Here is a 10,512-nt window from a genome sequence, read left to right as displayed (position 1 = left end):
GGCCACCGGAAGACTCGGGAAAATCGTCGTGGACCTGGTGGATGTGGACTTTTCCTATGGCGCACAAGGGGATTCCCCTCCGGTTTTACGCGATGTCACGTGGCGGGTGGCGCCGGGGGAGCGCGCCGGAATCTTGGGCGCCAACGGAGCGGGGAAGTCGACCTTGCTGGGTTTGCTGGCAGGGGACCTCACCCCGACTCGGGGGCGACGCCGCGAAGGCAAGACGGTGCAGATTGGCATCCTGGACCAAGAGTTTCGGGCGCTGCGCGAGATTGCGGATTACCGTGTCTACCAGGTATTGGGCAAGCTCAAAGGCTCTTTCGAAGTGGAGGGTAAGGAACTGAGCCCCGCCCAGATGCTGGAACGTTTGGGGTTCAACTCCTCCCAGCTGCAAGCCAAGGTAGGGGCGTTGAGCGGGGGACAGAAACGGCGTCTGCAGATTTTGTTACTGCTGCTCGAAGAACCGAATGTGATGATTTTGGACGAGCCCACCAACGATATTGATACCGATACTTTAACTGCTTTGGAAGACGTGTTGGATGCCTGGCCGGGAACGTTGCTGGTCGTCTCCCACGATCGCTACCTCATCGAACGGATTACCGATAACCAGTACGCCGTCATCGACCACGGTCTGCGCCACCTTCCCGGAGGCGTGGACGAATACCTGGAGCTGGCCGAACAGGCGCGGCAAGCCAGCCGACCCAAGTCGGACGAGCCGTCAACGCCACGCAAACCCCTTGAGAACGGAAAAACCAGTTCCAAAGCCGATTACGAAACCCAAAAACGTCTGCAATCCGTGGAACGTAAGCTTGACAAGGCCAGCGCACAGGCAGCGCAGATTGAATCGCAGCTGGCTGAGACGGACCCCGCCGACTACGAAAAACTGGCGGAATTGGCCAAAGAGCTGCAAACCGCTCGCGGCCGGGTAGAACAACTTGAGGCACAGTGGATGGACGAGGCGGAAGAGCTTTAGATTTGGGCTTACGCAAAGCCTGAACTTCCCCCCATCAACTCGATAAGCTGGAAACATGAGTGAAGACCCCACCCCAACTGTACCGTCGGGCATTCCCGAACTGGATGCCCAATCCGTGCGCGACGTCAGCGAACGCGCCCAGATGCTGATTATTACCGGCATGAGCGGGGCCGGTCGCAGCCAAACCGCTCAGGTCTTGGAGGATTTGAACTGGTATGTGGTGGACAACCTGCCTCCCCGGATGCTCGGCCCTTTGGCACGGATGATGACTCCCGGAGGCGAAGGCGTGCACCGCCTGGCAGTGGTGGTTGACGTGCGTTCGCGCAGTTTCTTTTCGGAATTTATGTCTACCCTGGATGCGTTGCGGGAAGCCCAAGTCGACCTGCAAGTTTTATTCCTCGATTGTTCCGACGCGGTGCTGGTGCGCCGCTACGAGCAGGTGCGTCGCCCCCACCCCTTGCAGGGAGAAGGGCGGATCATGGACGGGATTGCCTCGGAACGGGAGCTGCTGGGGCCTATCCGCGACCGCGCCAATATCTATGTGGACACGACCCACATGAATGTCCACGACTTGGCTAGGCGAATCCGCGAACTCGTGAGCGGGGAAGCCGTCAATGGATTGAATGTGACGGTGATGAGTTTCGGGTTCAAATACGGTCTGCCCATGGATGCCGATCACGTGGTCGATGTGAGATTTTTCCCCAATCCTTACTGGGTGACGGAGTTGCGACACCTGACCGGCCGGGATGAGGCAGTGGCGAAATACGTATTAAGCCAGCCCGGGGCCAGCGAGTTCGCCCAGAACTACGTTGACACATTGGCGCCGGTACTGAACGGCTACCTGCACGAGTTAAAGCCATTTGTGACGATTGCCGTGGGGTGTACCGGAGGGCAACATCGTTCGGTGGCGATGGCTGAACGCCTGTCCAACCTGCTGCGATCTAAAGGTTTCCAAGTACGCACCGTACACCGTGATATTGGTAAGGAATAAATCGGGGGTATTACAGATATGGATTCACAAGGACATTATTTTGAGCCTCCCCAAGATTCCGTGTGGCCGGGGCGCGCGACCGGCCCGAAAGTGGTGGCTTTTGGTGGAGGACACGGGCTGTACGCCACCCTTTCGGCTTTGCGCCACCTCACCACGGACCTCACGGCGGTCGTTACCGTGGCCGATGACGGAGGTTCCAGCGGACGTTTGCGTCAAGAGTTCTACCTGCTGCCGCCGGGGGACTTGCGCATGGCGCTGGCGGCCTTGTGTGATGAATCAGATTGGGGTCTGACCTGGCGTGATATTTTGCAGTTTCGGTTTAAATCGAACGGGGAAATGAACGGACACAACCTGGGTAACCTGTTGCTGGCCGGTTTGTGGCAGATTCTGGATGACCCGGTCGCGGGTCTGGAATGGATGACCCGACTGTTGGATGCGCAAGGTCGGGTTTTGCCGATGTCCACTGTCCCCATGGCTATCGAAGCTGATCTGGAAGTTGACGGTCGGATTCAAACGATCCGCGGTCAATCCAAGATTGCGAAGGCACCGGGGGTGGTGCGGGGAATTCGTTTGGATCCTCCCGATGCACCGGTTACGCCCCAAGTCTTACAGGCGGTCGCAAGCGCGGATTGGGTCGTGTTGGGTCCGGGCTCCTGGTACACCTCGGTGATGCCGCACCTGCTGATCGCAGATTTAAGGGAAGCACTGGTGCGCTCGCCGGCACGGAAAGCCCTGGTGTTGAACCTCAGCCGCCAACGCGGAGAGACACAAGACCTGACTCTGCCCGATCATCTGCGGGTTTTACATCAGATAGTTCCTGAGCTGCGGCTGTCGGTGGTGATTGGCGACCCCGTTTCGGTGACGGATATTGACGACTTGCAAAATGCCGCTAACGACCTGGGTTGTCAGGTCATGTTGCGTCAAATTTCGGTCGGAGACGGCACCGCGCGTCACGATTTCTTGCGGTTAGCGGCCGCCTTCAGGGATGCCATGAGCGGAAACTGGGGAGATTTGTCCAGTATCGAAGAGCTCGACAATCATTAGCTAGAATAGTGATTGAACTCACTAACCGGCTCTCAACCGTGCCGGTTTTCCACAACCAGGAGGAAGTTACACTATGTCCCTGACAGCAGTCGCGAAAGACGAACTCGTGGGGGTTCGCGTTGAATCGCGTGCTGATTTTCGCGCTGAAACGTCTGCGCTGCTGCGGTTTGCGGGGGGAATCCACCTGGTGGCAGGCTCCATAGTGGTGGAGGCGGAACTGGATCACCCGGATTGTGCGAAACGGCTGCAGCACGCTTTGCGGAGCCTGTACCACACGGCCTCCTCTGTGGTAGTGGTGAGCGGAACCGGAATCCGTAAAGCGGATCGCTACGTGGTGCGAGTGGTGCCCGGGGCGGACAAACTGGCGAAAGAAACCGGGCTGTTGGACAAACAGGGCCGTCCGGTGCGGGGGCTGCCCCCAGAAATCGTGTCCGGGCCCCTATCCGGCTGCGTGGCCGCTTGGCGCGGAGCCTTTCTGGCTCGCGGTTCGCTGACGGAACCAACCCGGTCTTCGGCGCTGGAAGTGACGGCACCCGGTCCCGAAGCGGCTCTCGCCTTGGTGGGCATGGCTCGGAGGATGGGGGCGAACGCCAAGTCACGAGAGGTGCGTCAACTATCTCGGGTAGCCGTTCGGGAAAACGACTCTATTAGGGCTTTGCTGACTCAGATGGGCGCATCAGCGGCTTTGCGTGAGTGGACAGATAAACGCGAAAGGCGCGAGAAACGCGGGGAAGTCAACCGGTTGGCGAATTTTGATGATGCCAATATGCGCCGGTCCACCCGGGCTGCCGTGTTGGCGGGGGCACGCGTGCGCCGGGCTTTTGAAATCCTGGGCGACGACATTCCCCCGCATCTCATTTCTGCGGGGCGGCTGCGTCTGGAATACAAGCAGGCTTCGCTGGAAGAACTCGGCCAGCTCAGTGAACCGCAGCTGACGAAAGACGCGGTGGCGGGTCGAATCCGCCGCCTGTTAGCCATGGCTGATAAACGGGCGGAGGAGCTGGGAATCCCCGACACCGAATCCGGGTTGAATCCCGAAATGCTGGAATCATGAATGCCGCCGGTCATGCCGCTTTGAGCCCGGTTCACAAGGGGGGTAACCCCGTTTGCGGTGACGTTAGGTTCCCATGAAAGCGCCAGATTTTCCCAAAGCCTCCGAGATTCCCACACAGCCGGGGGTGTACCGGTGGCGCGATGGCCGCGACCGGGTCATCTATGTGGGTAAAGCCAAGAATCTGCGCAATCGGCTGACGTCTTACTTCGTAGACCCCGCGCGTCTGCACCCGCGCACCGCGAAAATGGTCGCCAGCGCCGCGTCGGTGTCCTGGGTGGTGGTCGGTTCCGAGGTTGAGGCTCTGACCTTGGAATACACCTGGATTAAGGAACACGACCCCCAGTTCAACGTGATGTTTAAGGACGACAAGTCCTACCCGTACTTCGCGGTGACGATGAACCAGGAATATCCGCGCATGGGGGTGCTACGCACCGCGCATCAACGCGGAGTACGCTACTTCGGACCCTACACGGCTGTGTGGGCGATTCGCCAAACCCTGGAGCTGCTGCAAAGCGTGTTTCCCGTGCGGACCTGCTCTGATGGAGTGTTTGCCCGGGCCCAAGCCGCTAACCGGGCGTGTTTGCTGGGTTATATCGGACGTTGTGCCGCGCCGTGTATCGGCCGCGTCAGCGCCGCGCAACACCGTGAACTGGCGGAAAAAGTCTGCGACTTCATGAGCGGGCGCGACGCCGGGTTCTTGCGCGAAATCGAGACTGCCATGTGGGACGATGCCAAGGCTTATCGTTTCGAACAGGCCGCGCGGAAACGCGACCAGCTGGAGGCGCTGCGCACGGTTTTGGAAAAAAACGCCGCGGTGCTCAGCGACGACACTGACGCGGATCTGTTCGCCCTCGAAGCCGATGAACTCCAGGTTTCTGTCCAGGTGTTTTACGTGCGCGCGGGGCGGATTCGCGGGCAGCGCGGCTGGGTGAGCGCGCGGGAAGAGGACCTGGACGAACCCTCCCTGATGGCGCGGGCTTTGGAGCAAATCTATGGAGAAACTGCGGCAGACATCGCCCGCGAGGGAGGCGCCGCGCGTCCCCAGCGGGTCGGCCCCAGTTCCGCCAACGATATGGCCCATTTTGATACTTCCGTCATTCCCAAGGAGATTTTGGTTTCCGTTTCCCCGACGGATGTGGATGTGTTGCAGCGCTGGTTGAGTGAGTTGCGGGGCTCCCAGGTGAGTATTCGGGTGCCGCAGCGCGGGGCGAAACGCGACGCCCTGTCCCGGGTGCAGCTCAATGCGGTGGAGGGGCTGCGTCTGTACAAGACCCGGCGAGCTCGGGATTTGACGCAGCGGAACCTGGCCTTGAATGAGCTGGGACGCCTGCTCGACATCGATCCGCCGCTGCGCATTGAGTGTTACGATATTTCTCACACGCAAGGCACATTTCAGATGGGTTCCATGGTGGTGTTCGAGGACGGCGCTCCTCGTAAAAATGCCTATCGGAAGTTTTCGATTCGAGGCGCTGACGGCACGGGTACCCCGGACGATACGACCGCCATGAACGAGGTGCTGCGTCGGCGCTTTGAACGCCTTATTCAAGAGGAAAACGGCCTGGGCGCGGCGCTGCCCGAGCCCACCGCAACAACTTCAGCGAGCGGCACGGCCCTTGTCGAAACGAAAAACCCTTCCACCCAGACGGCACAATCTGGCGCCATACCCCCCTTGGGAACGGAAAAAGAACCGCGGCGGTTTTCTTACCGTCCCGATTTGGTCGTGGTGGACGGGGCGCTGCCACAAGTTCATGCCGCCCGGGCGGCGATGGATGAGGTCGGGGTGTGGGACATTCCGGTCATCGGGCTGGCAAAACGCTTGGAGGAAGTCTGGCGGGTAGACGACGACTTTCCGGTCATTTTTCCGCGCACCTCCGAAGCCCTGTATTTGCTGCAGTATTTACGTGATGAATCACACCGTTTTGCCATCAGCGCGCATCGCAAGAAACGCGCCCAGGCTATGACTCGTTCGATTCTGGATGCGGCTCCAGGAGTCGGTCCCACCCGTCAGAAGGCGTTGCTCAAACATTTCGGGTCGGTCAAGCGTTTGCGTGAGGCCAGCGCCTCCGAGATTGCCCAAGTCCCCGGTTTTGGCTTGAAAACAGCGGAAAACCTCGTGGCATTCCTGAACAATTCCGCGAATTCTGGTAAGAATTAACGCATGTCCGATAACCCGAACGAGCTGCGTCTGCGCGGATTCAGGTTTAACCTTTTAGCGAAAAACCTGGTCAGCGGGGTAGCCGTGTTACTGACTCCGGGCTTGATTTTTTTAGTTTCTCTGGTGGTTTTGCTTAGCCTGTTAGGGCGGGTCGCCAGCAGTTCTCAAGGTGCGCTCAGCGTTAACCTGCCCGTGGTGGTGGGAGCGCTGATTGTCGTGGGAGTGGCCGGAGCAGCGGGGGCGTGGGCGCTCATCAGATTCATTTCCCGTTCCATTACCGATGCTGCCAGCTCGGTGCGGAGCAGTGCCCAGGCGATAGCGGCAGGAGATTTTACGGTGGCAGCGCGGGGAGTGACCAATGACGAGCTGTATGATTTGGCGCGGGTGATGAATGAAACTCGTTTAGCTCTCAGTCAGCTGATGAATGAAACTCGCAGCGTGTACCGTCAGGTTTCTGAGGAACAAACCGGATTGCACAGTGCGGTTGGCGTCTTGGGTGAGGCCGGTGGCAAGGTCGGCCAGGAAGTCGATACGGTCACGCCCCAAGCTCAGATGCTCACCCAGTCGGCAGCGGAACTGGCTGATGCCGCTGCCGAGATTTCCTCCTCCCGAAGTGACATTGCTCGCCACACTGAGGAAGCCCTAGCAATTGGGCACAGCGAAGTGCAGGACTTGGCGGAAATTTCACAAATTATTCAAGATTTTCAATCCCACAGTCAAGAAATTTCTGTTTCTGTGGATCAGATTGCCCAAATCGCGGAACGAACCAGCCTGTTAGCTTTGAATGCCACCATTGAATCGGCGAAAGCCGGGGAAATCGGGGCCGGTTTTGCGGTCGTGGCCGGACAGATTAAAGAACTTGCGGTGCAAACCAGCACCGCGGCGGCGGCGGTTACCCAGGCTTCTACAGAGATCCAGGAACGTTGCGACCGGGCGGTGGGGGTGACTGCCGACGTCACCGAAAAATTGAACCAAATCAACGATTCTCAGCAGGTTTCCGCCCAAGCCGTGGCTGACCAGGCCGCGGTCGTGGCCTCGATGGAGGCAGCCTGTGCGGGAGCACTTGCCCAGGCTCAGGCCTTGAGCGAGGAAATCGAGACTATCACCGAGGCCGCCACCCAGTCTCAGACCAGCTTGCAAAACATCGACTCCGAATCCGACAAAGTGGAGGAAATTATTTCTTCCACCCGCACCATGATTCACAACCTCCAGATGATTGAGGACGCGGGGGAACGCAATCCGGAAAGCCCAGAGGAATCGGGGGAACAGTCATGAAACAAAAGCTGATCTCCATCGCGGGGCAATTCCGGTTCACCGCGTTCTTGAGTTTTGGGTTTTCGGTGCTTTCTGTGGTGTTACTGCTGGTGGGGTTGAAGCGAATCCTCTCTCTGGGAGGTCAGCCCCAGGTCCAGCAGCGTGAAATTTTCACCCAAATCATCATCCAAGTCATTTTGATAGTGATTTTGGCCATCCTGGGGACGGTCATTGGTTTTACCATGCGGGCCCGAATCCGCCGCTCGGTGAAAGCTGTATCCCTGACCCTAGCGGACTGCGCGGCGGGCAATTTTACGAAACGTGCTGAAATCTATACCAAAGACGAAATTGCGGATTTGTCCCAGGCAGTCAACGAAGCGATGGCATCGCTGTCCTCCCTGGTGGTCAATCTGCGCAGCGGGGTAGACGGACTGCGGAACTTTGCCGCGCTTGCCGGCAGCCAGGCCAAAATCGTCAAAACGGGCAACGACCGGGTTTTAGAGAGCAGTAACCGGCTGTCTGAAACCGGGACAGAACTGGGACAGACGGCGCAAACTCTGACGGACAACGGCACCGCAGTAGCGGGAGACATCGCCAATTTGTCCGAAATTGCCTCCAGCAACGAAATTCTGCGTTCCGAAGGCATCACGGCCGCACGCAATCTGAACGCCGCAGTCACCGAGCTGAAAACCTCGGTGGAAAACATTATGGCTTTGATGACGGATATTTCTGTTATCTCGGAACAAACCAATATGCTGGCACTGAACGCCACCATCGAGGCTGCCCGCAGCGCGGAAGCCGGGCGAGGTTTCGCCGTGGTCGCCAACCAGGCCAAAGATTTGGCTTCGCAAACTGCCCAAACCACCGGTGAGGTTCTCAGCCAGGTCGCCCAGCTCCAGACCCAAGCGATAGACGGGGTACAGCGCATCGAATCTCTGTTGACCCAGCTGGAGGCGTTGAGTGCCTCTCAACAGGCCGTCACCCAGGACGTGAACCGTCAAGAAGCCGCTTTGTCCAAAGCTAATACTGGCATCGACGAAGTACGTTCGTTCTCTGACGAACTGTTCACTCATTCGCAATCCTTAGCGTCCCTCTCTCATAGTGCCCACGCTCAATCCGAGCAATTCCAAGAACACATGAGCGTGGTACAAGACGCCGTCTCTACCCTGGACGAGCGGATAGCTCGATTTACGGTGTAGCCCCGTCCAGGATTGTCCAGTGAGTTTGCACGTTACCCCCTCTGAAGACCTGCGTCTGGTCGCTTTCGACCTGGACGACACCCTGGCACCCTCAAAAATGCCCCTTGACACCGAAATGGCGGCTGCCCTAGTTAGGCTGCTGAACAGCTACGAAGCGGCCGTTATTTCCGGCGGCCAGCTCTCTCAGTTCCAGTCCCAAGTTCTTTCCCGACTCGCCGACCAGCCGGCCCTAAAACACACGCTGCACCTGCTGCCTACCTGCGGCACCCAGTATTACCGAATGGAACCGGGCAGGAGCCCGGAAGAACTGGTGCGCGTCTACCGTCGAGACCTCGCGGCGGACCTGCGGCGACGGACTGTTGAAACTATCGAAACAACCGCTCGTGAACTCGGCTTTTGGGAATCCTCACCGTGGGGAAACATCATTGAAGACCGCGGTACCCAGGTGACGTTTTCCGCCTTGGGTCAGCAGGCGCCCCTTGCGGCAAAACGAGCCTGGGATCCCGACGGCTCTAAGAAAGCCGCGTTGGTGCAGGCGCTGGAAAAGCAGCTGCCCCAGTTGGAGGTGCGTAGCGGCGGGGCCACCTCGGTGGACGTCACGGCTCGGGGAGTGGACAAAGCTTACGGCATCCGCTCCCTGCTGGAATCGACCGGATATGCACCGCTCAACCTTGTGTTCTTGGGGGATCGTCTCGACGAGCGGGGCAACGATTATCCGGTGCTGGCAACCGGGGTGCCGTGTCAGGCAGTGAGCAGTCCCGCAGACACTTTGGCCTGGCTGCGGCGGTTGCTCGCCTAGCGATCCCAAGTTTCGGTTGGCGATGAACCGTTTACGGGCGATTTTGCGGTCGTCGCCCAGCAGGCGATAGCGATAGCCCCGGCCACGTTTAGGGAATCGACCCCGTGAGCCATCGCGATGCGCACCACTTTATCTGCGCGGGCGATCGTCCGTGGTTTCAATCCGTCCCGTTCAGCTCCCGCAATAAAAGCGACCTTTCGAGTCGGGTCAGTGGCCAGTTCCGCCGCGTAGTCTCGCAAGTCCTGGGAGTCCTCCCGCAACGCCAACGCGACCAGTTCAAAACCAGCCTCGTGAAATAACGCCGGGTCGGGCCAGCGTTCCAGCCGGGTCCAAGGCACTTGAAAAATCGTGCCCATCGAAACCCGTACCGCCCGGCGATACAGCGGGTCAGCGCACGAGGGCGTGACCATGATGGCGTCGTAACCGCAGGCGGCGGCACTGCGCACCGCCGCTCCCACATTCGTGTGGTCCACCAAATCTTCCAGGATTAAGACTCGGGACGAACGGTTCAGGATTTCACGAGGATCCGGGGACGGTTTGCGCTGCATGGCCGCAATCGCCCCGCGGTGCAGATGGAAACCCACCAGGCGTTCCAAGAGGGCTTCCGGGGCCACAAACACGGGAATGGAACCGCCGTCGTCCGCAAATCCGGTGGCGGGACTGGCGGCCAGGAGCGGACGGATGAAATCCAACCAATGCGGGGCTAAAAGCACGGAGCGCGGGGTATATCCGGCGCGCAGAGCGCGGCCGATGACTTCGTTCGATTCCGCCATGAACAGCCCCTGTTCCGCTTCCAAACTGCGGCGCAGATTTACGTCTTTTAGCTGGGTGTAGTCACTCAGATATTCCGGGTAGGCGGTGAGGGAATCCAGGTCAATCAGCACGCTTAATTGTGCCTTTTAATCTCCAAAATTCCCAACTTTAGACCGAAAACAAGCGGATTTACAGAGTTTTCCACAAGGGGGCTGAAATGAGGGTTTTCCACAGGTAAGAAAATTTTTTTTCGACACCCGACCCGATTGTGAGAACACTGAGAACTAAGA

At 58.8% G+C, this 10,512-nt stretch carries 9 protein-coding genes; 8 read left to right on the top strand and 1 reads right to left on the bottom strand.

What is annotated here, in order from left to right:
* From RDL66_RS07820 to RDL66_RS07785, 8 genes are all read left to right on the top strand, one after another.
* Nucleotides 1–973: ATP-binding cassette domain-containing protein (locus tag RDL66_RS07820; RefSeq protein WP_308536340.1), on the top strand; the 973-nt coding region annotated here is incomplete at its 5' end.
* 55 nt (nucleotides 974–1,028) lie between these two features.
* On the top strand, nucleotides 1,029–1,964 hold the full coding sequence (rapZ, locus tag RDL66_RS07815) for an RNase adapter RapZ (protein WP_299294272.1): 936 nt from the start codon (nucleotides 1,029–1,031) through the stop codon (nucleotides 1,962–1,964).
* An 18-nt stretch (nucleotides 1,965–1,982) separates the two neighbouring features.
* The gene (gene yvcK / locus RDL66_RS07810) at nucleotides 1,983–3,008 is read left to right on the top strand and encodes a uridine diphosphate-N-acetylglucosamine-binding protein YvcK (RefSeq protein ID WP_308536337.1); all 1,026 of its coding nucleotides are present in this window, start codon (nucleotides 1,983–1,985) and stop codon (nucleotides 3,006–3,008) included.
* A 73-nt stretch (nucleotides 3,009–3,081) separates the two neighbouring features.
* Nucleotides 3,082–4,062 carry a DNA-binding protein WhiA gene (gene whiA, locus RDL66_RS07805; RefSeq protein WP_308536335.1) on the top strand — a complete coding sequence of 327 codons (981 nt, stop codon included), beginning with the start codon at nucleotides 3,082–3,084 and terminating at the stop codon, nucleotides 4,060–4,062.
* 73 nt (nucleotides 4,063–4,135) lie between these two features.
* Nucleotides 4,136–6,217 (top strand): excinuclease ABC subunit UvrC, encoded by a 2,082-nt coding sequence (uvrC, locus tag RDL66_RS07800; RefSeq protein WP_308536333.1) that lies wholly within the window; start codon nucleotides 4,136–4,138, stop codon nucleotides 6,215–6,217.
* 3 nt (nucleotides 6,218–6,220) lie between these two features.
* Nucleotides 6,221–7,492, top strand: a complete 1,272-nt coding sequence (locus RDL66_RS07795; protein WP_308536332.1) for a methyl-accepting chemotaxis protein — start codon at nucleotides 6,221–6,223, stop codon at nucleotides 7,490–7,492.
* Nucleotides 7,489–8,670: a methyl-accepting chemotaxis protein gene (locus tag RDL66_RS07790; protein ID WP_308536331.1), complete on the top strand. Its 1,182-nt coding sequence runs from the start codon at nucleotides 7,489–7,491 to the stop codon at nucleotides 8,668–8,670. Before RDL66_RS07795 ends, RDL66_RS07790 begins: the two co-directional genes overlap by 4 nt.
* Before the next feature lie 49 nt (nucleotides 8,671–8,719).
* The gene (locus RDL66_RS07785) at nucleotides 8,720–9,469 is read left to right on the top strand and encodes an HAD-IIB family hydrolase (protein WP_308536343.1); all 750 of its coding nucleotides are present in this window, start codon (nucleotides 8,720–8,722) and stop codon (nucleotides 9,467–9,469) included.
* Here the strand turns inward: RDL66_RS07785 and RDL66_RS07780 are convergent.
* The gene (locus RDL66_RS07780; RefSeq protein WP_308536330.1) at nucleotides 9,466–10,353 is read right to left on the bottom strand and encodes an RNA methyltransferase; all 888 of its coding nucleotides are present in this window, start codon (nucleotides 10,351–10,353) and stop codon (nucleotides 9,466–9,468) included. The two genes, RDL66_RS07785 and RDL66_RS07780, sit on opposite strands and share 4 nt — an antisense overlap.
* Between the last annotated feature and the right edge of the window lie 159 nt (nucleotides 10,354–10,512).

Source organism: uncultured Mobiluncus sp., from assembly GCF_902488535.1.
Classification (GTDB): Bacteria; Actinomycetota; Actinomycetes; order Actinomycetales; family Actinomycetaceae; genus Mobiluncus.
Note: the sequence above shows the minus strand (reverse complement) of the source record. Positions and strands in the feature narration are given on the sequence as shown.

What these genes read in the sequence shown, in the direction of transcription:
- rapZ (WP_299294272.1), top strand. Translation starts at nt 1,029, where the DNA reads ATGAGTGAAGACCCCACCCCAACTGTACCGTCGGGCATTCCCGAACTG.
- yvcK (WP_308536337.1), top strand. Translation starts at nt 1,983, where the DNA reads ATGGATTCACAAGGACATTATTTTGAGCCTCCCCAAGATTCCGTGTGG.
- whiA (WP_308536335.1), top strand. Translation starts at nt 3,082, where the DNA reads ATGTCCCTGACAGCAGTCGCGAAAGACGAACTCGTGGGGGTTCGCGTT.
- uvrC (WP_308536333.1), top strand. Translation starts at nt 4,136, where the DNA reads ATGAAAGCGCCAGATTTTCCCAAAGCCTCCGAGATTCCCACACAGCCG.
- RDL66_RS07795 (WP_308536332.1), top strand. Translation starts at nt 6,221, where the DNA reads ATGTCCGATAACCCGAACGAGCTGCGTCTGCGCGGATTCAGGTTTAAC.
- RDL66_RS07790 (WP_308536331.1), top strand. Translation starts at nt 7,489, where the DNA reads ATGAAACAAAAGCTGATCTCCATCGCGGGGCAATTCCGGTTCACCGCG.